The organism is Nocardiopsis ganjiahuensis DSM 45031 (genome assembly GCF_000341085.1).
Classification (GTDB): domain Bacteria; phylum Actinomycetota; class Actinomycetes; order Streptosporangiales; family Streptosporangiaceae; genus Nocardiopsis; species Nocardiopsis ganjiahuensis.
On the sequence record NZ_ANBA01000017.1, the window covers coordinates 160671 to 186322 of the forward strand.

General features: G+C 70.0%; 20 protein-coding genes. 9 read left to right on the top strand and 11 right to left on the bottom strand.

Translation table 11 applies throughout. From position 1 onward, the window contains the following. Positions 1-15 precede the first annotated feature (15 nt). The 5 genes from D458_RS0123915 to D458_RS0123935 form a co-directional block, all read right to left on the bottom strand. Positions 16-252 carry a DUF397 domain-containing protein gene (locus D458_RS0123915; RefSeq protein ID WP_017589258.1) on the bottom strand — a complete coding sequence of 79 codons (237 nt, stop codon included), beginning with the start codon at positions 250-252 and terminating at the stop codon, positions 16-18. A 396-nt stretch (positions 253-648) separates the two neighbouring features. Beyond that, entirely contained in the window at positions 649-1683 is a 1035-nt protein-coding gene (locus tag D458_RS0123920; RefSeq protein ID WP_040702735.1) for a metal ABC transporter substrate-binding protein, read from the bottom strand. A 200-nt stretch (positions 1684-1883) separates the two neighbouring features. Beyond that, positions 1884-2555: a potassium channel family protein gene (locus D458_RS0123925; RefSeq protein ID WP_017589260.1), complete on the bottom strand. Its 672-nt coding sequence runs from the start codon at positions 2553-2555 to the stop codon at positions 1884-1886. Between the two features lie 45 nt (positions 2556-2600). Further along, positions 2601-3950: a TrkH family potassium uptake protein gene (locus tag D458_RS0123930; protein WP_239648052.1), complete on the bottom strand. Its 1350-nt coding sequence runs from the start codon at positions 3948-3950 to the stop codon at positions 2601-2603. 249 nt (positions 3951-4199) lie between these two features. After that, complete coding sequence (locus D458_RS0123935; RefSeq protein WP_017589262.1) at positions 4200-5111, bottom strand: cation diffusion facilitator family transporter; 912 nt, start codon at positions 5109-5111, stop codon at positions 4200-4202. Positions 5112-5238: 127 nt separating this feature from the next. Between D458_RS0123935 and cmtR the strand changes: the two genes are divergently transcribed. Together cmtR and D458_RS0123945 are read left to right on the top strand one after the other, a co-directional pair. Next, complete coding sequence (gene cmtR / locus D458_RS34085; RefSeq protein ID WP_051049772.1) at positions 5239-5634, top strand: Cd(II)/Pb(II)-sensing metalloregulatory transcriptional regulator CmtR; 396 nt, start codon at positions 5239-5241, stop codon at positions 5632-5634. A gap of 713 nt (positions 5635-6347) precedes the next feature. Continuing rightward, positions 6348-9602, top strand: a complete 3255-nt coding sequence (locus D458_RS0123945; RefSeq protein WP_017589264.1) for an efflux RND transporter permease subunit — start codon at positions 6348-6350, stop codon at positions 9600-9602. A gap of 99 nt (positions 9603-9701) precedes the next feature. Here D458_RS0123945 and D458_RS0123950 read toward each other — a convergent pair whose 3' ends face one another. Further along, entirely contained in the window at positions 9702-10079 is a 378-nt protein-coding gene (locus D458_RS0123950; RefSeq protein WP_017589265.1) for a hypothetical protein, read from the bottom strand. A gap of 158 nt (positions 10080-10237) precedes the next feature. Between D458_RS0123950 and D458_RS0123955 the strand changes: the two genes are divergently transcribed. Continuing rightward, positions 10238-10432, top strand: a complete 195-nt coding sequence (locus tag D458_RS0123955) for a hypothetical protein (protein WP_017589266.1) — start codon at positions 10238-10240, stop codon at positions 10430-10432. Positions 10433-10509: 77 nt separating this feature from the next. On the opposite strand, the gene D458_RS0123960 is transcribed toward D458_RS0123955, so the two are convergent. Next, positions 10510-10977 carry an ATP-binding protein gene (locus D458_RS0123960; RefSeq protein ID WP_193374646.1) on the bottom strand — a complete coding sequence of 156 codons (468 nt, stop codon included), beginning with the start codon at positions 10975-10977 and terminating at the stop codon, positions 10510-10512. A 634-nt stretch (positions 10978-11611) separates the two neighbouring features. On the opposite strand from D458_RS0123960, the gene D458_RS0123965 reads away from it, so the two are divergent. The 6 genes from D458_RS0123965 (at position 11612) to D458_RS0123990 (ending at position 21266) form a co-directional block, all read left to right on the top strand. Continuing rightward, complete coding sequence (locus tag D458_RS0123965; protein WP_017589268.1) at positions 11612-13213, top strand: glycosyltransferase; 1602 nt, start codon at positions 11612-11614, stop codon at positions 13211-13213. A 606-nt stretch (positions 13214-13819) separates the two neighbouring features. Further along, positions 13820-14800 (top strand): ABC transporter permease, encoded by a 981-nt coding sequence (locus tag D458_RS0123970; RefSeq protein WP_017589269.1) that lies wholly within the window; start codon positions 13820-13822, stop codon positions 14798-14800. 82 nt (positions 14801-14882) lie between these two features. Next, a complete protein-coding gene (locus tag D458_RS0123975; protein ID WP_017589270.1) occupies positions 14883-15788 on the top strand; it encodes an ABC transporter permease in 906 nt (301 codons plus the stop codon). Positions 15789-15805: 17 nt separating this feature from the next. Beyond that, complete coding sequence (locus D458_RS0123980; RefSeq protein WP_017589271.1) at positions 15806-17977, top strand: ABC transporter ATP-binding protein; 2172 nt, start codon at positions 15806-15808, stop codon at positions 17975-17977. A 73-nt stretch (positions 17978-18050) separates the two neighbouring features. Further along, entirely contained in the window at positions 18051-19760 is a 1710-nt protein-coding gene (locus tag D458_RS0123985) for an ABC transporter family substrate-binding protein (protein ID WP_017589272.1), read from the top strand. A gap of 312 nt (positions 19761-20072) precedes the next feature. Continuing rightward, complete coding sequence (locus tag D458_RS0123990) at positions 20073-21266, top strand: pectate lyase family protein (protein WP_017589273.1); 1194 nt, start codon at positions 20073-20075, stop codon at positions 21264-21266. Between the two features lie 98 nt (positions 21267-21364). On the opposite strand, the gene D458_RS0123995 is transcribed toward D458_RS0123990, so the two are convergent. The 4 genes from D458_RS0123995 to D458_RS0124010 all read right to left on the bottom strand — a co-directional run bounded on the left by D458_RS0123995 (position 21365) and on the right by D458_RS0124010 (position 25415). Then, entirely contained in the window at positions 21365-22177 is an 813-nt protein-coding gene (locus D458_RS0123995) for a hypothetical protein (protein ID WP_017589274.1), read from the bottom strand. A 361-nt stretch (positions 22178-22538) separates the two neighbouring features. Next, positions 22539-23579, bottom strand: a complete 1041-nt coding sequence (locus tag D458_RS0124000) for an endonuclease domain-containing protein (protein ID WP_017589275.1) — start codon at positions 23577-23579, stop codon at positions 22539-22541. A 105-nt stretch (positions 23580-23684) separates the two neighbouring features. Next, positions 23685-24764, bottom strand: a complete 1080-nt coding sequence (locus D458_RS0124005) for a pilus assembly protein TadG-related protein (protein WP_026119640.1) — start codon at positions 24762-24764, stop codon at positions 23685-23687. A 306-nt stretch (positions 24765-25070) separates the two neighbouring features. After that, on the bottom strand, positions 25071-25415 hold the full coding sequence (locus tag D458_RS0124010; protein ID WP_017589277.1) for a hypothetical protein: 345 nt from the start codon (positions 25413-25415) through the stop codon (positions 25071-25073). Between the last annotated feature and the right edge of the window lie 237 nt (positions 25416-25652).

Here is a 25652-nt window from a genome sequence, read left to right on the forward strand (position 1 = left end):
CTCACAAGTTGAGGTTCACTGGCCGAGCAGGTTGTCGAAGTCGCCGTCCTTGGCGCCCAGGATGAGGCAGTCGATCTCTTCCTGGGTGTAGACCAGGGCGGGGCCGCCCGGGAAGCGTGAGTTGCGCATGGCGATCGAACCGTCGGTCAGGCGGGCCATCTCAACGCAGGCGCCCTGCGAGTTGCTGCGCTTGGCCTTCTGCCAGGAGGCCTCGGTCAGCTCGGTCGCGCGGATGCCGTTGTGTGCGGTCATTTTTGTCTGGCTCCTTGACTTTTGCTCTGAGGGGACGGGCGTGCTAATGCACTAACAGATGCACGTGCATCAGCACCGCCACTCTCACGAGCATAGCGTGACCATAGCCACTTGTCCGGGGGTTTGGAAGGATGTAAGCGCCATGTAATCGGAATGCGGAGCGAGGACCCGTCCGATCCTTCTCCGCCGCAGGTCAGACGGCGAGCAGCGGTCTTGGGACCTACGTCCGAAAGGGCACCCCGTACCGAATGCCCTGTGGTACCAAAAGGCCCCGCCGGTGTGCCGACGGGGCCTGGGGCCCGAGGGTGACGACACCCCCTGAACGCTCTCTCCGATGCTTTTTCGGGGACGTTCGGGGATGTTCCCCGGGGGTTGGTGTTACGCGGAGGGACGGGGTTATTCGCAGGCGAGCGCGGTGGTCAGCGCGTCGAGATTGCCGAGCATGATCGACGGGTAGTCGTCGCCCGGTGACTGGTCGGTGACGCCTTCCAGCGGGTCGAGCACCTCCACCTGTGCGCCGGTCTCGGCGGCGATGGTGTCCGCGGTGGCGGCGGGCATCAGCGGCTCGGTGAAGATCGTGCTGATGTCACGCTCGTTGACGACGTCGGTGATCGCCGCGATCTGGGCGGGGGAGGGCTCGCTGTCGGGGTCCACTCCGCTGACCCCGATCTGCTCGAGGTCGTAGCGGTCGGTGAGGTAGGTGAAGGCGGTGTGCCCCACGACCACCTCGCGGTGCTCGCAGGAGGCCAGGCGCTCCTCGTAGGCATCGCCGATGGTGGCGAGCTCGGCGGTGACGCGCTCGGCACCCTCCTGGTAGAGGTCGGCGCCGTCGGGGTTGACCTCGCCCATCCGCTCGGCGAGGGCCTCGGCGGTCTCCGTCATGAGCTCGACGTCCAGCCAGAAGTGCGGGTCGTGGTCACCGTGGTCGTGGTCGTCCTCCTCGGCGTGCTCCTCGTCCTCGGCGTGCTCGTCGCCCTCGTCCTCGTGGCCGTGGTCATGGCCGTGGTCGTCTTCCTCGGCGTGCTCGTCGTCGTGTTCGTCCGCGCCCTCGGCGGGGCGGAGCTCGACGACGTCGGCGACGTTGAGGCCGGCCTCGGCGGCCTCCTGGCCGACCGCCTCGTCCACCGCGGGCTGGAGGCCCTCGACGTAGAAGGCGATGTCGGCCTCACTGACCTCGGCGATCTGCCGTCCGGTCAACTCCAGGTCGTGCGGCTCGGTGCCCGGCTCGGTGAGCTGGACGACGGCGACGTCCTCTCCGCCGATCTCCTGGGCCAGCCACTCCAGCGGGTAGACGCCGGTGACGATGGTCAGGGCGGCGTCGGCGGGGGAGGTCCCGTTGTCGTCGGCCCCGCCTCCGTCGGTTCCGCACCCGGTGGCGATCATGAGTGTGGCCGCGCCGAGGGCGGCGGCTCGCACGATGGGAGTTCTCATGGGTCCATCATCGGGAAAATGAAAACGGTTGTCAATTTGTCTTCTTTGCCCGGGCCGCCCTGACCTGCTCGGGTACGACCGGTGCGCCCCGGGCCGCCGCCGGTTCCTCCTGCCCCGCTCGGCCCGCCGTCGGCCCGTCCCCCGGCCCTCCCTGCCGCGTTCGGGCCCGACGGCGCGCCTCCGGTCGCCCGGTCCGGCGCTCAGTCGCTCTCGGCGAAGCCCTCCACGTCCTTCGTGCGGCCGGCCACCACGATCACGTCTCCCCTGTGCAGCACGGTCTCCTCGGTGGCGTAGGTGAAGGACGCCCCCACCCGTTTCACCGACACCACCGTGATGCCGAAGCGCTGCCTGACCTTGGTTTCCCTGAGAGAGCGGCCGACCAGTGCCTGGGGGGCCTTGGTCTTGATGAGGGAGAACCCCTCCTCGAGCTCCACGTAGTCGAGCATGCGGCCCGAGACCAGGTGGGCGACACGCTCACCCATGTCGTGCTCGGGCAGGACGACGTGGTGCGCTCCGACCTGTTCGAGGATGCGGCCGTGCCGTCGGCTGGTGGCCTTGGCCCAGATGTCCTTGACCCCCAGGTCCACCAGCTGGGAGGTGGTCAGGATGCTCTCCTCCAGATGGGTGCCGATGGCCACCACGGCCCTGCTGAACTGGGCCGCGCCGATCTGCCTCAACGCCTCGTCGTCGGTGGAGTCGGCGATCACGGTGTGCGTCAGCGACTCCCCGAAGATCTGCACGACACGGGGGTTGGAGTCCACCCCCAGGACCTCCCAGCCGTGGTTGACCAGTTCCAGGGCCAACGAGCTGCCGAATCGGCCGAGCCCGACGACCAGGATGCGCTTGTCGGAGACCTTGTTGCGTTGTGGCACTGTCCTACCTCTTGTGTGTGGGGCGCTCCTGCGGGTGGAGCGGCGTCAGCCGATCATCGGTCGGGCCTCGGGCAGATCGTAACGGCGCTTGCGTTCCCGGAAGGCCAGCGCGGTGACGAAGGTGACGGGCCCGATGCGCCCCGCGATCATGAGGAACGAGAGCGTCATCTGCGCCCAGGGGGCGAGGTCGGGCGTGATCCCGGTCGAGAGGCCGACCACGCCCACGGCCGACACCACCTCGAAGAGCGTCTGCATGAAGGTGAACGGTGTGGTGTGCAGGAAGAACACCGTGGTGATCGCCACCACCGTCATGGACAGGAAGATCAGGCTCAGTGACTGCCGGATCACGTCCGGGGCGAGCCTGCGGCCGAACACGTGCACCCTGGTGTGCGCCCTGGCCTCGGACCACACCACGAGGAAGAGCACGGCGAGGGTCGCGACCTTGATCCCGCCCGCGGTTCCTGCGCTGCCGTTTCCCACGAACATCATCATGATCGTCAGGAGCAGTGTGGAGTCGTACATCGCGCCGGTGTCGGTGACGTTGAAGCCGCCGCTCCGCGGCATGATCCCGTGGAAGAACCCGTCGGAGATCTTGGCCCACCAGTGCAGCTCGCCGAGGGTCCTCGGGTTGTTCCACTCCATGAGGATGACCAGGAACGCCGTCACGCCGAAGAGCAGGGCGCTGGTGATGATCGTGATCTTGGTGTGCAGCCCCCAGGCCCGGGGGCTCCGCCAGTGGTGGCGCAGTTCCAGGAGGACGGGGAAGCCGATCCCGCCGAGGATGACGGCCATCGCGACGGTGAACAGGATGATCCAGTCACCGGAGAACCGGGTGAGGCTCTCGTCGTACAGGGAGAGCCCGGCGTTGTTGAAAGCGGACACGGAGTGGAAGAGGCCGGAGTACAGGGCCTCGCCGAGGCCCAGGCCGTGGCTCAGCCACATGCGCGGGGTGATGACGAGGAAGACCACGGCCTCGATGGTGAGGCACACGATGACGACCCGGCTCACGATGCTGCGGACGTCCCCGACCGCCTGGGCCCGGTTCTCCGCCTGGACGTTGAGCTGCATGCGCAGGCTGAAGCGGTGGATCAGGGCCGCGCCCAGCAGCGAGGCCAGGGTCATGATGCCGATCCCGCCCACCTGGATGAGGGCCAGGACCACGAGCTGACCGAAGACGGAGAGGTCGTGGCCGATGGAGATCACGCTGAGCCCGCAGACGGCGAGCGAGGTGGTCGAGGTGAACATCGCCTCGACCAGGGTCAGCCGCTCGTCGCCGGCTGTCGCGGCGGGGGTCAGGAGGAGTCCGGTGCCCAGGAGGTCGACCAGGACGAACATCAACAGGAAGGCACGCGCGGGCTTTCCCCACGCGGTGCGGGCCCTTTGGGTCGCCGGCATACCCTGGTGCCTGCTCCGGAGAGGGAGGAGCCGGTCCCAGAGGGTTCTCACCCGTTCGAATACTGCCATGAACACCCGGGTCCTGGTCGGCCTGGGTGTGGTGGATCTCCACCACATGATCCCGTGCTCACCTGTCGTCACTAGCTGGGGTCTTACCGAACCTGCGCAATTCTGCCAGACGGGGTGGCTGGTCCGGTCGAGGCTCCAGTGCGCCTGACCTCGGATACGGAGGCCGGGCGGAGCACGGGGTCAGGGGTGCCGGGCGCCCTCGTGGTCGGCGTGCCCGGGCGGCTCCAGCTGGAGTGTGGAGTGCTCCACGTCGAAGTGCCCGGTCAGGCACTCGTGGAGTTCGTCGAGCATCCTCCCGCCGTCCCGCAGGTCCTCCTCGGAGACCACCACGTGCGCGGACATCACGGGGACCCCGGACGTGATCGTCCAGGCGTGCAGGTCGTGGACGTCGATCACCGCGGGGTGGCCCATCAGGTGTGCGCGGACCTCACTCAGGTCCATCCCCTTGGGGGTGGCCTCCAGCAGGATGTGCACGGCCTCCTTCAGCAGCGACCACGCGCGGGGCACGATGATCGCGGCGATGCCCAGGGAGACCAGGGTGTCCGCCTGCTGCCAGCCGGTGAGCCACACGACCAGGCCGCCCGCGATCACACCCACCGAGGCCAGCGCGTCGCTCATGACCTCCAGGTAGGCGCCCTTGACGTTGAGGCTCTCCTCGGCCCCCGAGCGCAGGACGAACAGCGCCACCACGTTCATCACCAGGCCGAAGGCGGCCACCGCCACCATCCCGAGCCCGGAGACCTCGGCGGGCTCACGGAGCCGGTCGACGGCCTCCATCACGATGAACCCGCACAGCGCGAACAGCACGATCGCGTTGACGGCGGCGGCGAGGATCTCGGCCCGCTGGAAGCCGAAGGTGCGTTTGCTGGTGGCGGGCCGAGCGGCGATCCACACCGCGGCCAGGGCCAGGGCGACGCCGAAGGAGTCGGTGACGGTGTGGCCGGCGTCGGCGAGCAGGGCGAGGCTGCCGCTGAAGGCGGCTCCGGTGACCTGGACGAGCGCGACGACGAGCATCATGCCCAGTACCAGGGCGAGCCGTTTGCTGTTGGCGGCCCCGGCGGTGATCGGTCCGTGGTCGTGTCCCGCGCCCATGGGTTCCCTCCTCGATTCTGGATGCCGCTTCGGTGCCGCCCGCTTCGGCGCCCCTGATGCCCCCGGCCAATAGTTCAGCCTTCACTGTTTATACAGCGAAGGCTGTCTATACAGCAAGCGGTGTACAATGATTTTCATGTTGACCTCCGAGCAGCGCCTCTCCGCGATCCAGCGTCTCGGTCGCGCCCTGTCCGACCCCACCCGGTGCCGTCTCCTGCTGGCTCTGCTGGAGGGGCCGGACTACCCCGCCGGGCTCGCCGACCGGCTCGGGCTCACCAGGCAGAACGTCTCCAACCACCTCGCCTGCCTGCGTGACTGCGGCCTCGTGCGGACCCACGCCCGCGGCCGCCAGGTCAGCTACGAACTCGTCGACGCCTCCCTCGCCCACGCCCTGGAGGACCTCCTCGGTGTCGTCTGGGGCACCACGCAGCCCCACGAGCCCCTGGCGGCCCCGGAGGATCAGGGCCTTCAGGAGGCCCCGGAGCTCCAGAGGAAACCAGGGGAACAGGCCCCGGCTGTCTGAGTCACCGCGCCGCGCCGGTCCGAAACCACTCCGCCGGGGCCGCCTCCGGGTTCCTTGCCGCGCCCGGGCCGAGTGCTCTCCCCCCGCCTCTTCCGCCCTCCCCGTGGCGCCTGCTGAGGGTGTGCCCTCCGGGGCCCGTGTGGTCACCCCGGGTACGGAGGGCGGTGCTCCGTGTACCCGTGCCGCGCTCACCCCGTGTGCACTATTCCGGTGGGCCAAAACTGGCCATGTGATGTCCGTTACAGGACCCGGCTCGTTCGGAGGGTGCGAAGACCCACTTCAGGCCGGGGAATCTCCGACTTCCAGCGAGCGTCCCTAACTTTGGTCGGAGGGAACCCTGACAGAAGGCTGACATGTCCCTGAGAGTTCCCTGAACCGGGCTGGGTCGGCTGAACTTCCGATATAACGCGACGTATGGTGAGTGGTGCGCCCGGCGGATGCGCAGCCCTTCGACAAGGGCCGCACCACGCGGATGAACACCCTTGCATCCCCCCACACACGTCCTCGCGGATCGGTGCCGAGACCGAGCCAGTGAGTGCGCGCTCGAAGACGAACGCCGCACATCCCGGTCCGGCCGTCCCACACACGGCGAGCTAGGAGCGAGCACCTCTCATGTCCAGAACGGCCTCAACGGCCCTCTGCGCGGAGCACCCCACGCGCGGGGCCTCCGTCCACCAGGCGGAAGGGACGAACGCGTGAACCGCCTATCGGTCATGTCGCTCGGCAACCGGGCGCTGGTCCTCCTCATCACCTTGGCCGTCCTGCTCTTCGGCGTCCTCGCCGCGGTCTCGGCCAAGCGCGAGCTCTTCCCCGAGATGTCCCTCCCGATGGTGATGGTCTCCGCCCAGTACCAGGGCGCGACCCCCCAGGTGGTCGAGGGACAGGTCACCGAACCCCTGGAGCAGGCCCTCCAGGGAGTGGAGGGCGTCGACTCGATCTCCTCCACCTCCAGCACCGGTTCCGCGCAGATCATGGCGGAGTTCGACTACGGCCGCGACCAGGACGCCCTGGTCCGCGAGGCCCAGGTCGCCGTCGACCAGATCTCCGGGATGCTCCCCGAGGACGTCGACACCTCCGTCATGGCCATGAGCACGGACATGATGCCGGTGATGCTCCTCGCGGCCAGCACCGAGAGCGGCGATCAGCAGGCGATGGCCTCCTCGATCGAGAACGTCCTCATCCCGGAGCTGGAGTCGGTCCCCGGCGTCCGCTCGGCCAACCTGGCGGGCGTCCCCGACCAGCGGGTCGAGGTCACTCCCGACGAGGACGAGCTCGAGGACGCCGGGATCACCACCCAGGACCTGTCCGACGCGCTGGAGTCCAGCGGCCTGCTCATGGCCGGCGGCACCATCGACGAGGACGGACGCAGCCTGAGCGTCACCACCGGCGACCAGCTCACCGCCCTCGAGGAGATCGAGGACGTGTGGGTGCAGCCCTCGCAGGGCGTCGACCCGTCGGCGGCCGTGCCCGGCGCCCCGCCGGCCCCGGCACCCTCCCCGGTGCAGCTCTCCGAGGTCGCCGACGTCGAGATGGTGACCGAGGACTCTTCCTCCATCGCCCGCCTGGACGGCAACCCCAGCGTCGCGCTCATGATCATGGCGACCCCCGACGGCAACACCGTCGAGGTCTCCGACGGTGTCCAGGACGTGCTCGACAAGCAGTCCGACCTGCTCGGTGACGACATCAGCCTGTCCGTCGTCTTCGACCAGGCGCCCTTCATCAACGACTCGATCACCGACATGTTCGAGGCCGGCGCCTACGGTCTGGCCGCCTCGGTCATCGTGATCCTGGTCTTCATGCTCTCCATCCGCTCCACCCTGGTGGTGGCGGTGTCCATCCCGGTGTCGGTCCTCGTGGCCTTCATCGGCATCCAGGCGTTCGGGTTCACCCTGAACATGCTCACCCTCGCGGCGATCACCATCGCGATCGGCCGGGTGGTGGACGACTCCATCGTCGTCCTGGAGAACATCCGCAGACACATGAACTACGGCAAGGATCGGATGGCCGCCGTCAAGGACGGTGTCCGCGAGGTCGCCACCGCCGTGGCCTCCTCGTCCCTGGCCACGATCGCCGTGTTCCTGCCGCTGGCGTTCGTCGGCGGCATGGTCGGCGAGATCTTCATGCCGTTCGCCGTGACCAGCAGCCTCGCCCTCGGGGGTTCGCTGCTCGTCGCCCTGACCATCACCCCGGTCCTGTGCTACTGGTTCCTGCGGCCCGCCGAGGTCGGGGACGCCGGCCTCGAGGAGATCGAGCGCGAGGCCTACAAGCGCGAGATGCGCACCCCGCTGCAGCGCGCCTACCTGCCGGTCATCCGCTGGATCACCACCAAGCGCAAGACCGCCACGGTGGTCACCCTGGCCGCCTCGGTGGCCATCTTCGGCGGCACCGCCGTCATGGCCGCCAACTCCGAGACGGACTGGTTGGGCGAGGCCGAGGAGAACACCTACACGGTCATCCAGGAACTCGACCCGGGCATGTCCCTGGAGGCCGCCGACGCCGAGGCCGCCAAGGTCGAGGAAGCCCTGGCCGGGATGGCGTGGATCGACACCTACCAGGTCAACATCGGCGGCAACCCGATGATGGGCGGGGGCGGCGACCAGATCGACTACACGATCACCGCCGACCCCGACACCGACCAGATCCGCAACCGCGACGTCCTGCGCGACACCTTCGCCGACCTCGACACCGAGTACGAGCCGCGCCTGGACGCCACGGGCGGTATGGGCGGTTCCGGCATCGAGGTCCGTGTGACCGCGGAGGACCAGGACACCCTGGCCGAGGCCGCCGGGATCATCGAGGACGAGCTGCGCGGGATCGACGGCGCGGAGGACGTCACCAGCGGCATCTCCGAGTCGCAGCCCGCGCTCGAGGTGCACGTCGACGGCGAGGAGGCCGCCGAGCTCGGCCTGAGCGAGGCCATGGTGGGCCAGACGGTCTCCGCGGCCTTCAACGGCCAGAACGTCGGCAAGGCCACCATCGAGGACATCCGCCGCGACGTCGTCGTCCTGGTCCAGGACGCGCCGCAGACCGTGGCCGAGCTCGAGGAGCTGCCGATCCCCACGCCCACCGGGCAGGAGATCGAACTCAGCGAGGTCGCCGAGGTCACCGAGGTCCGGCAGCCGCCGGAGCTCACGCGCATCGACGGTGTCACCAGCACCACGGTGTCGGCCAACCCCACGGCCTCCGACCTCGGTGCGGTCAGCATGGAGATCACCGAGGCCCTGGACAGCGTCGACCTGCCCTCGGGTGCCGCCGCCAGCCTCGGCGGTGTCAGCCAGGACCAGACCGAGGGCTTCGCCCAGCTGGGGCTGGCGCTGCTCGCCGCGATCATCATCTGCTACCTGATCATGGTCGCGACGTTCAAGAGCCTGATGCAGCCGCTCATGCTGCTCGTCTCGGTCCCGTTCGCCGCCACCGGTTCGCTGGGCCTGCTGATGCTGACCAACACCCCGATCGGCGCCGCGGCACTGATCGGCATGGTGATGCTCATCGGCATCGTGATCACCAACGCCATCGTGCTGATGGACCTGATCAACCAGAACCGGAAGAAGGGGATGGACCTCAGTGAGGCCATCGTGGAGGGCGCGCGGCACCGCCTGCGGCCCATCCTGATGACCGCGGCCGGCACCATCGCCGCGCTGGTGCCGATGGCCACGGGCCTCGCCGGCGGCGGAGCGTTCGTCTCCGCCCCGGTCGCCCTCGTGGTGATCGGCGGCCTGGTGACCTCGACCCTGCTGACCCTGGTCCTGGTCCCGGTCCTCTACCAGCTCGTGGAGGTGCGCCGCGAGAAGCGCGAGGCCAAGGCGGCAGCCCGCCACGAGCGGCGCCGTGCCAGGTACCGCGCCAAGGCCGAGGCCAAGGGCCTGGCCGACGCGTCGGGCCGCGGCAGCACCGCCGAGAGCGGGGCCGGCGAGGTCCGGAGGAACGAGGACGCCGAGGAGTCCTCCGAGGAGCACGCCGACAAGTAGGCTCCACCACCGCGCGATACGAGGGCGCCCCGCACCGGACAGGATCCGTGCGGGGCGCCCTTCGCCGTTCCGGAGCTTCAGGCGGGTTCCGCCCCGGGGTCAGCCCCGGTCGCGCAGGGCGTTCTCGCGGGGGTTCCGGTCGCACGGGTCGTCACCACGGGGCCGGGGTCCGCCGTCCGGCTCGGCCGTGAGGTAGCGGGACAGGGGCAGGGCGATCGCGGCCGGGGCGTAGAAGAAGCCGATCGAGGCGCTGCCGAGGACCACCAGGACCGTGACCAGGGCCGCGCAGGCCCACACCGCCGGGTGGAGGTGGCGCTGCGGCACCGCGAACGGGACCGCGGAGACGAGGGTGGCCAGGCCGCCCCAGAGCAGGACCGGGCCGGTCCGCTCCGCGAGGGCCACCAGCAACAGCGTCGCCACGAGGGCGAAGGCCGGGGCCACGAGCAGGGGTAGTCGTCCGCTGTGGGTCTGTCGCATCGTCACTTTCCCATCGGGTCGGGGACGGTGACACGCCCGGGCGCGGGGGTGGGCGTGAAGGGCGGAAAGGGCCGTGAAACGGGGGATTCCGGTCCCTTCCTCTGTGTCACCGGGATGTCGATTTGTGCTATCCGCGCAGTCCAGGCAGGCTGCCTCACATGGATGATTCGAAGAAGAGCCTGGATGACCTCGTCCGCGACGAGCTCGGTGACGAGCCGTCGCAGGAGGCGAAGGACTACGCCCGTCAGCTCTACGAGCGTTACAAACTACCCGCCACGGGCACCGACGTGCCCGCCGCCGACACCGCGGGGGCCGCCGCGGCGCCCGCTGACACCACCGGGCCCGAGGAGTAGGGACGACGCACGCCCCCGGTACGGCGACGCACGGACACCACGACCGGCAGCACCCCGTTCCAGGACCGAACCGGCTCTCACTCGGGCCGGTCCGCATCCCGGTCGTCGCCGTCCCACACGAGCTCGAACCACACCTGGCGGCCCCGGCCGTCACGGCGCGGTTCGGTGCCCCACTTGCTGGAGAGCGCCTCGACCAGGTCCAGGCCGCGGCCGTGCTCGGCCGTGTCGTAGGGGTCCCGGTGCTGGGGCTGCGGGGATTCCGTCGTGCTGCCGAGGTCCCGCACCTCCACCCGAGCCCACCCGGGCGCGTGCTGCACGCACACCTCGAACTTCCCGGTGGCACGGCCCGAAGCGCTGTGGGTGATGGCGTTGGTGGCGAGCTCGCTGGTCAACAGCGTCGCGGTGGTCTGTTCCGGCGAGGCCGCCAGCTGTCGCGCGACAAATCTTCGCGCGTAGGCGATCTGGCTGGGCAGTCCCGGGAACCGTCTGCGGGCCGGACGGTGCGCGGTGTCGGTTCGGGGCGGGGTACGGCTGGACTCTTCCATGGGATTCGCCGGGCGTTGGGGACGGTGGAGAGGGACCGACGTCGTCTGGAGCGGGTGCGAAGGCGCGGAACGAGGGGCTGCGGTCTCACACAAGAGGGTTCACTCCCCGAGGATGTGTTTTCGAGGGCAGGGCTGGACTGGCGCCTGGCCCTCGAAGCGTCCATGCCCGGAACGGGTCACGGCGCGAGGTGGACACACGGGGCGAAGCCCCCTGGGGCAGGGAGGGACACGGCTCGGTATCGCTGGGGATGCGGTACGAGGGTGGCGGCATGCGATGGGGGAGAAGCCGCGGGGCTTCACACTGGACGGTGGCGTGGCCTGGGAGCCGGCCGTGGAGGGTGGTCATGTCTGGTGTGGGGTGTGCCCTACGACACTGAAGGGCCTACTCGCGCTCAGCATACGCTCCGTGCCTCCTTGACGACCCGGTCGACCTCGTCCGGACAGGGTAACCCTGCTTGAACTGGGCAAAGCGGCTTCCGGTCGACTCGGGGAGCCCGGTCGGCACCGGATATGGACGGGGATACGCGCCCCTGGGCCCTCTCGTGGGCCGATAACGATTTGGTGAAGACCGTCTGAATTTTGCTACTTGGTGCGGCCTTGCGCGTGGTGTGGGTCACCCGACAGGGTATGTGCCATGCCCTTGCCCACCCCTGACCCCCTGCCCGAGGGGTTCGGCGTCGAGATCGACCGCGCCGCCCGGCTCACCGACGAGGGGCACGTCCTCGTCGGAGGCTCACCCCCTCGCGCTCTTCGCCTCTCACCCGGAGACGTCAGCACCGTCATCCGCTGGCTCAGCGGCGCCGCGCCCTCCCACGACCGCGAGCGCCGGCTCGCGCGGGTGCTGGTCGAGGCCGGTCTCGCCCACCCGCGTCCCGCGTCCGTGGACCCGGCCCCCGCGCCGGCCCGCCCGCACTCCGTATCCGACCACCCGGCGCCCGACGTGGAGATCGCCGTGGTCGGTACGGGCGACCACCTCGGACTGGAAGCGGCGCTGGCGCGGATCGCCGAGGCGTACCCGGCTCTGAGCCCGGTCGTGGTGGGCGCCACCGGGCTCTCCGTCCGGGTGGCCCGTGAACGCGGCCTGCGGGTGGTGACCGGACCGATGAGCGGAGCCGAGGCGCGGGCGGCGGCACTGAAGGCCTGTGACGCCGGGATCGTCGCCCTGCTGGACGCCGGGACCCTGCCCGCCCCCGGCTGGCTGGAGGCCGCCCTGGGGCACTTCGCCGATCCCGGGGTCGCGGCGGTGGTGCCCCGGGTCCTGCCCGAGCGCCTGCGCTGCGGCCCCCGCGGGATGTTCGTCGCGTCCCTCAGCGCCCTGCACGCCGACCGCGGCGCCGACCCCGCGCCGGTACTGCCCTGGGGGCAGGGCCACCACGGTCCCGGTCGGCCCGCCCCGCCCAACGAGCACGCCTCGACCGAACCGCTGGAGCCGGTCCCCACGCTGTTCGTGCGCCGCGGCACCGCCGACCCGGACCCCTCCCTCGGTGCGGCCGCGGAGGTGGACCTGCTGTGGCGCCTGGCGGAGGAGGGCTGGTCGGTGCGGTACGAGCCGCGGTCGCGCGTGCGCACGGTGATGCCCACCGGAATCCACTCCTACCTGAGCGGCCGCTTCGAGGCCGGGGCCGCGGCCGCTCCTCTGGCCCGACGGCACGGACGGTGGGCGGCCGGCCCGGAACTGTCCCTGTGGGACGCGGCCGCTCTGGGCCTGGTGTTGGCCGGCCGGCCCCTGCCCGGGCTGGCGGTCTGCGCTGCGGGAGCCGCGGTGAGGGTTCGCGGGCTCGTGAGCGGTACCGGAACCCCGGTGGCCGACGCGGTCCGGCCGGTGGCGACCGATCTGGGGCACACGGCGCGAACCGCTGCGCGGGTGGCGCGGACGACCTGGTGGCCGCTGGTGGCGGCGGTGGCTGTGAGCGGGGTCGGCCGGGGCGGGCGTTCGGGACGCCGGGCGCTGGCCGCGACCGCTCTGCTGACCGTTCCGCACCTGCTGTCCTGGCGGCGCCGTCACGGCGCGGCCCCGGTGGGGCCGGTGGCCTGGACGGGCCTGTCCGCCGCCGGTGACGCCGCCCGTTCGCTGGGGACGTGGTGGGGAATGGCCAGGACCGGTTCCCCGGCCCCGCTGGTACCGCGCGGACGCCCGCCGGTGCCGTCCGCGTCACTCTCGTTCTCCCAGGTGGAAGCAGGTTCGGAGGCTTCCGTCCGTAAGCCGGGTTCACGGAGTCCCGTTAGCGGCGGTTAACGGCCGCTGCGCGCGGTGACGAGGCCCGGGGAGGCGTGAGGGCGTCTCGTCTGCTCGTGTGGGCTGCTTCTATCACGCTGTGTGACCAATCGGCCGGTGGTGGTGGGTTTGGTCGTTGCGGGGGTGAAGATTGTTTCCCACGCGTTGCCAGCCGTCGTGAATGGGATGACGAATCGGTGGGAAGAACGACTTTTTGTAAACAACGTTGACTTTTTGACTTCTCTGATTTCCGTTTACGCAGGTCAGTAGGATTGCATCACGCAATGGAGTTGACTGGATGCGTAACGTGCAAAAGTTGACAAATGCATACGAACTTGCCGTCCAAATTGCCACCGTTGTCCTTTCTTGATGTGCTGGTTACCGTCAAGTGTCTAGACATCGTCCAGACTCTTGACATTCCGGTCACGGAACGTGAACCGGATGTCAGTGTGTTTTGGCGGTCACCGGGGGCAACCCTCGCGGTGTCGGCGGAGCGTGTGTGCTTACCCGGGCTAACCGCTCAGGGCACGCGCCCCTGCCCGACCCGGATCACTCCCAGTGCCGACGACTCGCAGAGGATCAAGACAGATCAAGCGCCGGGCTCGGCTGTGAGGTTCGGAGATAGTTTTGGGCAAGTTCCTGGCCAGGCGGCTGCTGAACTACGTCGTGCTGATTTTTCTCGCGACGAGTTTCGCCTACCTGCTCGCCGCGACCAACCTTCAGCCGCGTGTCTACTTCGAGCAGATGCAGCCACCGCCGCCGCCCGAAGTCGTGAACAGTCAGCTCGACACGCTGAACCTCAACGACCAGACGCCCCTGGCCCAGCGCTACGCGACCTGGATCAGCGGTGTCGTCACCGGTGACTTCGGCAAGAACATCCAGGGCGGCGAAGTCTCAGGACAGATGTGGATGAAGGCCGGCGTCACCCTGCGCCTCATCACCGTGGCCACCATCCTCGGCAGCGCCCTGGGGATCGCCATCGGCGCCTACGCCGCCGTGCGCCAGTACCGGGCCTTCGACAAGGCCGCCACCGGGGCCTCCTTCTTCGTGCTGTCGATCCCCACCGTGGTCATCGCCATCGTCATCCAGGTCCTCGCCGTGGCCGTCAACGACGGACTCGGGTTCACCTTCCTCAAGTACGTGGGCGAGTACTCGGCGGGGTTCCAGGGCAACTGGTGGGAGACCCTCGTCAACCGGATCCACCATGCGATCCTGCCGACCCTCGTGCTCGCCCTGGCCCTGTTCGCGGCCTTCGCCCGCTACCAGCGCAACATGATGCTGGACGTCCTCGGCTCGGACTTCGTGCGCACGGCCATGGCCAAGGGCCTCACCCGGAGGCGGGCGCTGTTCAAGCACGCCCTGCGGACCGCCCTGATCCCCACCATCACCTACTTCACCTTCACCTTCGGCGCCCTGGTGTCCGGGGCCACCTTCACCGAGAAGATCTACGGCTGGCACGGCATGGGCGCCTGGCTCATCGACTCCATCGCGCGGCAGGACGTGCACGTGGTCGCGGCGGTCTCCTGGTTCATGGCCGTCACGATCATGGCGGCCTCGTTCCTCTCCGACATCATCTACGCCTGGCTCGACCCGAGAGTGCGGGTGTGACGATGACGCACCGAGCCGCCCAGACCAGCACCCGCGAGCCCCGCCCGGACACCCTCGCAGCAGCCCTGTTGGAGACCACGCCATGACCACCGTCACAGAGACGACCCAGGACGTCCCCGCCTCGCCTCCGGCACCCAACCGGATCAAGGACCTCGCCCGGCAGCTCATCGCCACCCGGCGCGTGATCGTCGGCATCGTGATCCTCGTGCTGCTGACCCTGTTCGCCCTCCTCGGCCCGGTGATCAGCCCCTGGAACGTCGGAGAGCGCGACTACACCGCACTCCTGCAGGGCATCTCGCCCGACCACTGGTTCGGTACGAACCGAACCGGGCTGGACATCTTCACCCAGACCACGGCGGGTCTGCAGAAGTCACTGCTCATCGGCCTCCTGGTCGCCCTGATCTCGACGGTGGTGGCGGCTCTCGTCGGTGCGTTCGCCGGCTACTTCGGCGGGTTCACCGACCGCGCCCTCACCTGGATCGCCGACCTGGCCCTGGTCCTGCCCAGCTTCGTCATCCTGGCCATCCTGTCCCGGCACTTCGTCGGCAACGGCGGCTGGCTCATCCTGGTCGTCCTGCTCGCCGCGTTCAGCTGGATGGTCACGTCCAAGATGGTCAGGGGCCTGACCATCTCGCTCCGTGAACGCGAGTACATCCACGCCGCCCGCTTCATGGGCGTCCCCCCGTACAAGATCATCTTCCGGCACATCCTGCCGAACATGTCGTCGCTGCTCATCGCGGACGCGACCATCATGGTCAGCACCGCGATCATCGGCGAGACGGCGCTGAGCTACTTCGGGCTGGGTGTGCAGTCCCCCGACGTCAGCCTCGGCGTGGTCATCGCCGACGGCGCCTCGTTCGCCACCACCGCACCCTGGGTCTTCATCTTCCCCACGGCTCTGCTGGTGCTGCTGGTGCTGGGAGTGAACATGATCGGGGACGGGCTGCGCGACGCCCTCGACCCCACCGCCAAGTCGCGTCGGTCCTAGTAGGGGGAGACACACCAATGAGCACCGAGACCATCGTGGACTCCGCCGCCGCGGACTCCGAGCGCACCCGGCCGACCCCGGTCCTGGAGGTCACCGACCTCACCGTGACCTTCCGCGGGTTCAACAACAACCCCGACGTCAAGGCGGTACGGGGCGTCAGCTACGCCGTCCACCGCGGCGAGGTCCTGGGCATCGTCGGCGAGTCCGGCTCCGGCAAGTCGGTCTCCTCCATGGCCGCCATGGGCCTGCTCCCGGACCACGCCGAGATCACCGGCTCTGTGCGCCTGCACGGCGAGGAACTCCTCGGCAAGTCCGACCGGGAGATGGCCCGCAAACGCGGCAAGGTCATCTCGATGGTGTTCCAGGACCCGCTGTCCGGCCTCACCCCCGTCTACACCGTGGGCGACCAGCTGGCCGAGGCCGTCATGGTGCACAACCCCAAGGGCGGCAAGGCCAAGGCCCGCGCCCGCGCGGTCGAACTCCTCGAACTGGTCGGCATCCCCAACCCGGCGGAGCGGTACCGCTCGTTCCCGCACGAGTTCTCCGGCGGTATGCGCCAGCGGGTCATGATCGCCATGGCGATGGCCAACGACCCCGACGTCATCATCTGCGACGAGCCCACCACGGCGCTGGACGTCACCATCCAGGCACAGATCCTCGACCTGCTCCGCACCGCCCAGCGCGAGACCGGCGCCGCGATCGTCATGATCACCCACGACCTCGGCGTCGTCGCCGGGTTCGTCGACCGGCTCCTGGTGATGTACGCGGGACGGCCCGTGGAGATCGGCTCCGTCGACGAGATCTACTACAGCAGCCGCATGCCCTACACCATGGGGCTGCTCGGCGCGGTGCCCCGGATGGACCTGGAGGACCAGGGCGCGCTGGTGCCGATCAAGGGCAACCCGCCCTCGCTGAGCGCCCTGCCCCCCGGCTGCCCCTTCGCTCCCCGCTGCCCCCTCGCGCAACCCGAGTGCGACGACTCCGAGCCGGACCTCCTCCCCGTCGGGTCCGCCGTCCGCACCGAGGACGGCCGCACCCGGGTCCGGGACGACGGCGAGCAGCGCGTGGCCTGCATCCGGTCCGGGGAGATCGACGCCAACCGGTGGACGGCCCAGGACATCTACCCGGTGCCGGAGATCCCCGAGGCCGAGGCGGCCTCGGCTCGACGGGAAGACCTCCCGGAGGTCCTGCGGGTCCGGGACCTGATCAAGCACCACCCCCTGATGAAGGGCTCGGTGTTCAAGCGCCGCGTGGGCACCGTCTACGCGGTGGACGGCATCGACTTCGACATCCGCGAGGGGGAGACCCTGGCCCTGGTCGGCGAGTCCGGCTGCGGGAAGTCCTCCACGCTCATGGAGGTCATGGGCCTGGAGAAGCCCGAGCGCGGCAGCATCGAGGTCATGGGCCGCGAGGTCGGGTCGCTCTCCCGGTCGGAACGCTTCTCGCTCCGCCGTGACATGCAGATCGTCTTCCAGGACCCGATGAGCTCCCTGGACCCGCGCATGACGGTCTTCGACATCATCGCCGAACCGCTGCGCACCCACAGGGTCGGCGCCCAGGCGGTGACCGAGCGCGTCTACGAGCTCCTCCGGCTCGTCGGACTGAACACCGAGCACGCCACCCGGTTCCCCGCCGAGTTCTCCGGAGGGCAGCGCCAGCGCATCGGTATCGCGCGGGCCCTGGCCCTGGAGCCCAAACTCCTGGTCCTGGACGAGCCGGTCTCGGCCCTGGACGTGTCCATCCAGGCGGGTGTGGTCAACCTGCTGGAGGAGCTCCAGGCCAAGCTCGGGCTCGCCTACCTGTTCGTGGCGCACGACCTGTCCGTGGTCCGGCACATCGCCGACCGGGTGGCCGTCATGTACCTGGGCAAGGTCGTCGAGATCGGTGCCACCAAGGCGATCTACGAACACCCGAGCCACCCCTACACCCAGGCCCTGCTGTCCGCCATCCCCGTTCCGGACCCCGAGCGGGAGCGGTCACGCACCCACATCGTCCTGGAAGGCGATCTGCCCAGCCCCGCGAACCCGCCCTCGGGTTGCAGCTTCCGGACGAGGTGCCAGAAGTTCATCACTCTCCAGGAGTCCGACCAGGAGCAGTGCATGAGCGCCGAACCGAGGATTCTCCCCACCAACGGAGACGACCAGGCCTCCGCCTGCCACTTCGCCGAACGGCAGGCCGGCCTTGTCTGATCCGCGGTTCACCGAAGGCACGACCGGCGCCGCCCCGCGCTCCGGTCACACCACCCCTAGAAGGAGTATCCCCATGCGAATCGGGAAGGCGCGTTATCTCGCCCCCGCCGCCGCGCTGGTGCTGTTGGCCGGCGCCTGCGCGAGTGACGACGGTCAGAGCCAGGACGAGGCCAAGGAGGAGCAGGCCTCCCTCGCCGCTGAGGACCTCAACCCGGCGGACCGCGACGACCTCCAGGACGGGGGTGACTTCGTCTGGGCTCTGAGCGAGTACGAAGAGCAGCACAACATGCACCACGTCCAGGGCAACAAGGGCGACGTCCGCCGCGTCATCGCCGCCGTCATGCCCTCGGCGAGCCGCTACGACGCCGAGGGCGGCTTCGCCCCGAACGAGGACTACGTCCTCGACTACGCCGTGAGCGACGACGGCCTCGAGGTCGACTACACGCTCAACCCCGACGCCGTCTGGTCCGACGGCGAGCCCATCACCTGGGAGGACTACGAGGCCACCGTCATCACCCGCAAGGGCGAGCGCGGCGACGACTTCGAGATCATCTCCACCACCGGTTACGAGTGGGTCGACGAGGTCGTCCAGGGCGACGACGAGTACTCGTTCACCCTGAAGATGACTGAACCGTACGGTGAGTGGCCGACCCTCTTCTCTCCCGTGTACCCCAAGAAGTACATGGAGGACGAGGAGCTCTTCGCCGAGGGCTACAACAAGGACATCCCCGTCACCGCCGGTCCCTTCGGCGACGTGGAGTTCGACGACGTCGCCTCCCGCATCATCGTCCACAAGAACGAGGACTGGTGGGGTGACGAGGCCAAGCTCGACCGCATCATCTTCGCGGGCCTGGACACCAGCGCCCAGGCCGGTGCCTTCGCCAACGGTGAGGTCGACGGCTTCTACCTCGGCTACGACGCCGCGGGTTACGAGCGGGTCAAGGACATGGAGGACACCTACTTCACCCGCGCCGTCAACCACGGGCACCGCTTCACCGCCCTGAACGGCTCCAGCCCGCGCCTGGAGGACAAGCGCGTCCGCCAGGCCATCGCGCTCTCCATGGACCGCGACACGATGGCCGAGGTGGCCCTCGGAGCCGTGGACTGGCCCATCACCGGTGAGGTCAACCGCCTGCTCCGTTCCAGCCAGAACGGCTACCAGGACAACAGCGGCGGCCTGGGCGAGCGCGACCTCGAGCGCGCCGCCGAGCTGCTCGACGAGGCCGGCTGGACCCTGGAGGACGGTGAGGAGTTCCGTACCAACGAGGACGGCGACACCCTGACCCTGGTCTACGTCGCCTCCGAGGGCATGGACCTCGCCGTCGACGAGGGCGAGATGGCGCAGCAGATGCTCGCCGAGGTCGGCATCGAGGTCGACGTCCAGCAGGTGCCCGCCAACGCGCTCTTCTCCGAGTACGTCACTCCCGGCAACTTCGAGATGGTGACCTACGTCCTCACCGGCACCTCCCCCTTCACCGCCGGCTCCAAGGGCAACTACGGGATGCCGATCGACGAGGAGGGCGAGGACTGGGGCGCCAACAACAGCAAGCACTCCACCCCGGAGATCGCCGAGCTGTTCGACGACCTCTCGGTCGAGACCGACCCGGAGCGCTACGCCGAGATCGCCAACGAGATCGACGCGCTCCTCTGGGACGAGGTCGTCACCATTCCGCTGTTCGAGCGTCCCGGCTTCTACGTGCTCAAGGACAACCTGCACAACTGGGGCGAGTACGGTCTGGCCGCCGACTACGTGTACGAGGACATCGGCTGGGCCAAGGAGTAGTCACCCCCGGGTGGCCCCTCCGCACCGGGCACCCCGGCGTCCGCACCGGAGGCTCGGGGACCCGCGTGGACGCGGTGAGCGTTCGCGCGGTGTGACACCGCACGGCAGTGAGAACGCGCGGCAGTGAACGCGCGCGTGACAGCGAGGGCGTCGGCCCCCTTCCGAGGGGGCGGCGCCCTCCGTCGTCTCCGGGGCCGCCACGGGAACGTTCGGCCGGTGTGTCAGCGGTCTCCGCTCTCCTGAGAGAATCGACGGAGTCCGACACCTGACCCCCCTCCCGCGTTCCCCTCCCCGCTCGTTGGAAAGTTCCAGATGCGACTCCACCCTCTTGCCGCCGCGTGCCTGGCGGTCCTGTTGTGTGCGGCCCTCACCTCCTGCTCCGGCCCGGAGGAGGACGCGGACGACGCCGTCGAAACCCCCGTCGGCGCCGCCGTGGACCCGGACCAGGAGGAGGCGGACGAGTCCGGTCCGCCCTCGGAGCCGCCGGAGGAGGAGTGGCCCTTCGGCGCCCCCGTCGGCTGGGCCGACCAGCCCATGGCCGTGGCCGACCCGAGCGCGTCCCCTGACTCCGAGGACGGCGAGGAAGGCGAGGAGGGAGAGGAAGGCGAGGTCGACCCGGGCCAGGAGGAGGCGGACGCCGACGGCGGCACCGGAGCAGAGGCCGGGGACGGCTCGGAGGAGGACGCCCCCAAGAAACGGAACGAACACCCCGGGGTGACCGGAGGGGGCGAGGGCGAGACGGTGACCGCCACCGACGCCGACGAACTCGCCGAACACCTGGCCGCCGAAGAGCCCCTGGTGGTGGAGGTCGAGGGCGCGATCGACCTCGACGGCACCGTCCGGGTGGCCTCGGACAAGACCCTCCACGGCGTGGGGGAGGGGGCCGAGCTCACCGGCGGCGACCTGGTCGTGGACGGCTCCGACAACGTCATCCTCGCCAACCTCGACATGGTCTCGGACGGCCCCGCGATCGCGGTCCGGGGCGGTGCGCACCACGTGTGGGTGGACGGCTCCACCTTCTCCGGCGGAAAGGACGGCGCGCTGGTCTCCGTGACCGACGGCGCCGACCACGTCACCCTCTCCTGGAACCACTTCACCGACGCCGAGTCCGCGGTCGGCATCGGCGGCCGCGAGGACGAGTCCGGCGCGCTGCGGGTGACCGTGCACCACAACTTCTTCGACGGCACCTCCGGTCAGCATCCGCTCGCCCGCAACGCCGAGCACGTCCACGTGTTCAACAACTACTTCCGGGCCAACCCCGAGTACGGGATCCAGTCCGCCCACGACTCCAACGTCCTGGTCGAGGGCAACTACTTCGAGAGCACCCCGGTGTCGGTGTCCACCGAGGACGGCGAACCGGGCAACGTGGTCACCCGCGACAACCTGCTGGTCGACTCCGATCAGCCCGAGCTGCGCGGCAGCGTGCCCGACCCGCCCTACGCCTACGAGCTCGACGACACCGTCAGCGTCCCCGACGTCGTGATGAACGGGGCCGGCGCGAACTGACCCGCGCGGGCCCCGGCCCGGTCTCCCGGCCTCGCCCCGGGGCCCGGGGGCCTCGGCGTGCCCGGATCCGGGCACACGGGCTCCCGGGCCCGGTGCCCTCAGCTCAGGGCGTGGTAGTCGTAGGTCTCGCCGAACCCGTCCGGTGAGGTGTAGCTGAGTCTTCGCGGATGGCCCTGCTCGTCCACCCACAGGTCGAAGTCGGCGTCGGTGATCCGCGTCAGGGTGTTGTGGCCGGTCTCCTGCTGGTAGCCGCCGGCCAGCGACTCGAACGTTCCCGTGTACCGGTGGGTGGTGTGGGTGCTGGAGCGGCTGCCCCACACCCCCTCGGACAGGGTGATCTCCTCCGTGCCCACCAGCTCCACGCCGGTGGCCGAGTCCACCAGGTCGTCCAGGAAGCCCAGGACGAACTCCGCCGAGCACAGGCGGCGGTCGGCCTCCGACGGCGACTCCAGCACCGTCATCCCGGACATGCCCTTCTCCGCGGTCATGGTGAACCCGGCCCCGGGCAGGTCGTACCGGTAGACCTGCACCCCGGAGGCGGTCCTGAAGTAGTGCTCGAAGGCGGTGTCGGAGCCGGGCCGGTGCCGGGCCCAACCGTGGCCGGCCTCGTCGCCGTCGACACTCTGCGTGTAACTCATGTGGAAGGCGGGGGCGGTGCGCAGCTCCTGTGCGGCCAGCTCCAGGAACAGCTCCGCGTCCGCGGGGTCGAGGTCCACGGCTCGCACGCTCGGCGGCCGTACCTCGGGCCGGTCCTCGGCCGGCGGTGGCGGGGTGCCCTCGCCCAGGGTCAGTCGGGCCACGCTCCAGCCGCTGGCGACCACCGCCAGACAGGCCAGGGCCATGATCAGGCTCAGCAGCCAGTGGGGCCGTACGGGCCCCTGGTCCTCTGACTCCTGTCGGGTGGGCGGCATCGACGTCGACACTGACAGCGCCTCGATTCTGCGGTTCGGAGTCGGGGGGTACCGCTTACGCGGAGTACGACGCTGTAACTCACCGCTCCGTTCGTGTGTCGGGTGAACATCATCCCCGCGGACACCGACGATCCGGGACGTGGGCTCGGGGCACGCGGAACCGGCGTCGGCGGGTGGGGACGAAGGCCTTCGCCCGGACCGGCCGGTTCCCCGCCGGTCCGTCGGCGTCGTCCCAGCGTGGGCGTATGTCGGGGGACCGCCGCGGTCTCCTCTTCCGGCCAGGCGGCCCTTCTGCCCCGAGGGGAGGGAGCCCCGAAGGGGTGTTCGGGGCTCCACCGTCCGGTCACCGTTCGAACCCGGTTCATGGCCGGTTGTGGCCGACCCACGGTTCCTCTCCCAGCCTTGGCGGCTGCCGCTCGAAGCGGCGGACGGCCCGCCGGATCCTCTCCAGCCGCTCCGGCGGAGCCGACCAGCCGCGTTCCGTCAGAGCGGCCAGCACCCGGCGCAGGAACTCACCCGGGTGCGCGCACAGGTCGTACACCCCGACGGAGACCACCAGCCACCCCGCCTCCTCCATGGCGGCGTACCGCAGTTCGTCGCGGGCGCGCTCGTGGCGGGAGGAGTGGTGCTCGGCGCTGTCGTACTCCACCACCACCCGGTACAGGGGCCAGCCCAGGTCCGCGTGGAAGAGCCCCTGTCCGCTGGGAACCGGGCACTGCGGACGGGCCTTGGGCAGGTTCGCCTCGTGCAGCAGGACCCGGGTCCAGCTCTCGGCGGGGGACTGGCTGCGCGGATCGGCCAGCCGCAGCGCCCGTTTCAACCGGCTCTGTGCGCGCCGGGGGTGGGTCAGCGCGGCGGTGCCCAGCCGCTCCCCGGTGGTCAGGCGCAGCGTGAGGAACCGGTCCAGGGCGGCGGTGGCGGAGTACAGGGAGGGCGAGCTCGCCGCCACGTCCAGTGCGGTCCGCGCCGCGGTCGTCACCCGCACCCCCAGGACCCGGGTGCGCGCGGACTCGGGTATCCGCTCACGGTGCGGGAGGACCCCGGCCCGGGCAGCGCCCTCGACCCCCGGCGGCACGGCCACGTGCAGCCGGTTGCGGGTGACGGCGGTGCCCCGGGGGTACAGGTCCACGCCCCACACGTAGGCGGCGGTCCGGCCGAAGGCCACGGCGTCCGCGGACAGGTGGGCGAGGACGGGGCGCAGTGTGCGGAGCAGGAGGTCGTGCTCGGGCGGCAGGCCGGTGAGCGGTGAGGCCGGACCGGCCGGGGGACCGGGCAGCCGGGACCCGTGCGGTCGGGGATCGCGCTGACGGGTCCGGGAGCGGTGGGGCCGGGGGAGAGGGGCGGAGCGGGGGACGGGGAAGAGCGGTGGGCAACCGGTGGGAACGACGTGGTCTCGCGTCATACTTCCAGGTTCGGTCGCCGGGCCGCCCCGGACAAGCCCCGGTCCGTTCCTGTGGACAACCCGCTGAATCCCCGGCCAGAAGGGGATCAGCGGGACCGGACAGGACTACCGGAAGGGCGGCGGGCCGACCGACAGGTGGATGTGGTCCACGTGGTCCAGGGTCAGGTTGCCCGAGACCTTGGCCTTCCGGCTGACCTGCTCCCACGACCCCACCGAGTCCCGGAGCGGGTTCCAGATCCGGTAGTTGTAGATGATCCCCTTGACGTTGAGCTCCTGGTGGTTCTCCATGAGGTAGTCGACCACTTTGAGGGCGGTCGCGTGCATTTCCGGGGTCGGTTTTTGGCCCGCATCGGCCATCATGTAGTCCACCGCCTGGTTCCAGCCGTGGTCGCTCTCGAGGCCGGGACGGTAGCCGCCCGCGCTGAGGTAGAAGCCCGGGAACTCATGGTTGAGCACTTTGTGTGTTTCGCACATCTGCGGGTGCAGGGCACCGAGCGAGCTGCAGTCCACGACCGCCCCGCCGCCGAACACGACGTCCGGGTCGAACTTGTACTGCCCCTCCTGGTCGATGAGGTGCACGTCGAAGAGGTCCGCCGCCTCTTCCGCGTCGGTCACGGCCCGGCCGTCGCACGTGATCCCGTCGTCGTTGCGCCCGCAGCCCGCCGTGAGCTCGATGATCGCGATCGCGGCGGCGGTCCCCTCGAAGGACGAGGAGTCGTCCTCCTCCCCGTCGCACACCACGTCGTTCCAGTCCCGCGAGCCGTCCTCCGCCAACTCCTTCTGGCAGACCGCGCCGCGGATCTCGACCCGCACGATGTTGCCGAAGCGGCCCATGCTGTTGTCACTGGCCCGGATGTCCGTGAGCACGGCGCCGTTGTTCTTCGCGTAGGTCTCGGCGCGGCTCTCGGCGACCTCCTCGTCGTACCGGGGCAGGGGGTAGAGGCCGTCGGCGAGCTGCTCGGCGGCGTGGTCGCGCAGCGCCGACACCGCGGCCAGCACGGCGGCGTCCGCGGCCGTCTGGGCCTGCGAACGCATGTCGTTGGCGGCACCCACGCGTACGAACAGCAGGGTGAGCGAGAGCAGGCTCAGGGTCAACCCGAACAGGAGGAGGACGTTGGCCTGTCCGTCGTCGCGGCGTCCCTGGAGTTGGCGTCTGCGTACCGAAGGGGGAGAGGTCCGTCGCATGCTGGTCCGGAGGGTCGACCCCCGCGGGGGCAGGGGCACAGTCGGGTCGGGGAGGCAGCGGTCCGGGACGGACGGGCGTGCGTCGTACAGACCTCTGCTCGGCGCAGCTTAACCCGAGCCGGCAGTGCGAGGATAGGGAGGGTTGGCGCTCTGTGGACAGCCGGTCACCGTTCCCCCAGGTGGCACCCGCGCCACCCCGCAAATTCTGTCCACAGCTGGCCAACCGGGGCCGGGCACCCCTCACGTCGCGCCCGGGCGCCACCGCGTCGGGAACGGCGGGGCACACCCGCTCCGGGAACGGTGGGATCAGGGTACGGAGAGGTGACGGGTGACCCCGTCCAGGATGTGCGCGATCTCCTGGGCCGCGGCACGGGCGGCCGGACCGTCGGCGGCCTCGGCTGCGGTGAGTTCGAGCTCGGCCAACCGCGCGGCCCGGCGCGGGCAGCGGCGCAGTTCGACGAACACCCCCCAGCGGTGCAGGAACATCCGCACCGGGGCCGGGTCCCGGCTGCGGCCGGAGAGGTCCCGGACGTGCCGGTGCTGGGAATCGAAGGTCGCCAGGGCGTCGGGGGCGAGACCGTGCACGGCGGCGCGCAGGGCCGCAAGGTCCGCGGAAAGGTCGGCGGCGGGTTCGGGGCTCAGCTGACTCACCTCTTCTGGTGGATCGAGCATGCGCCGTTGCCCGGGGTGTGACAAGCAGACGCACCGGCCCCTGTGGACAACCACCCCCGGGTCAGGGCCGCCCAGGGTCGGTGCGGTGGGCGCGGTCCGCTAACCTTCGGGCTCTGCGACGCGTGCGGTCGAGCGACGCGACGCCGAGGGACGCGGCCTCGAGGGACACGGCGTTCAGGAACACGGTGTTGAGGGGCGCAGCGCCAAGAGGCACGG

Coding starts and splice junctions, on each gene's coding strand:
- D458_RS0123915 (WP_017589258.1), bottom strand. CDS start 252: ATGACCGCACACAACGGCATCCGCGCGACCGAGCTGACCGAGGCCTCC.
- D458_RS0124000 (WP_017589275.1), bottom strand. CDS start 23,579: ATGACGCGAGACCACGTCGTTCCCACCGGTTGCCCACCGCTCTTCCCC.
- D458_RS0123965 (WP_017589268.1), top strand. CDS start 11,612: ATGCCCTTGCCCACCCCTGACCCCCTGCCCGAGGGGTTCGGCGTCGAG.
- D458_RS0123990 (WP_017589273.1), top strand. CDS start 20,073: ATGCGACTCCACCCTCTTGCCGCCGCGTGCCTGGCGGTCCTGTTGTGT.
- D458_RS0123975 (WP_017589270.1), top strand. CDS start 14,883: ATGACCACCGTCACAGAGACGACCCAGGACGTCCCCGCCTCGCCTCCG.
- D458_RS0123950 (WP_017589265.1), bottom strand. CDS start 10,079: ATGCGACAGACCCACAGCGGACGACTACCCCTGCTCGTGGCCCCGGCC.
- D458_RS0124005 (WP_026119640.1), bottom strand. CDS start 24,764: ATGCGACGGACCTCTCCCCCTTCGGTACGCAGACGCCAACTCCAGGGA.
- D458_RS0123935 (WP_017589262.1), bottom strand. CDS start 5,111: ATGGGCGCGGGACACGACCACGGACCGATCACCGCCGGGGCCGCCAAC.
- D458_RS0123985 (WP_017589272.1), top strand. CDS start 18,051: ATGCGAATCGGGAAGGCGCGTTATCTCGCCCCCGCCGCCGCGCTGGTG.
- D458_RS0123995 (WP_017589274.1), bottom strand. CDS start 22,177: ATGCCGCCCACCCGACAGGAGTCAGAGGACCAGGGGCCCGTACGGCCC.
- D458_RS0123920 (WP_040702735.1), bottom strand. CDS start 1,683: ATGAGAACTCCCATCGTGCGAGCCGCCGCCCTCGGCGCGGCCACACTC.
- D458_RS0123960 (WP_193374646.1), bottom strand. CDS start 10,977: ATGGAAGAGTCCAGCCGTACCCCGCCCCGAACCGACACCGCGCACCGT.
- D458_RS0123980 (WP_017589271.1), top strand. CDS start 15,806: ATGAGCACCGAGACCATCGTGGACTCCGCCGCCGCGGACTCCGAGCGC.
- D458_RS0123930 (WP_239648052.1), bottom strand. CDS start 3,950: ATGCCGGCGACCCAAAGGGCCCGCACCGCGTGGGGAAAGCCCGCGCGT.
- D458_RS0123955 (WP_017589266.1), top strand. CDS start 10,238: ATGGATGATTCGAAGAAGAGCCTGGATGACCTCGTCCGCGACGAGCTC.
- cmtR (WP_051049772.1), top strand. CDS start 5,239: ATGATTTTCATGTTGACCTCCGAGCAGCGCCTCTCCGCGATCCAGCGT.
- D458_RS0123945 (WP_017589264.1), top strand. CDS start 6,348: ATGTCGCTCGGCAACCGGGCGCTGGTCCTCCTCATCACCTTGGCCGTC.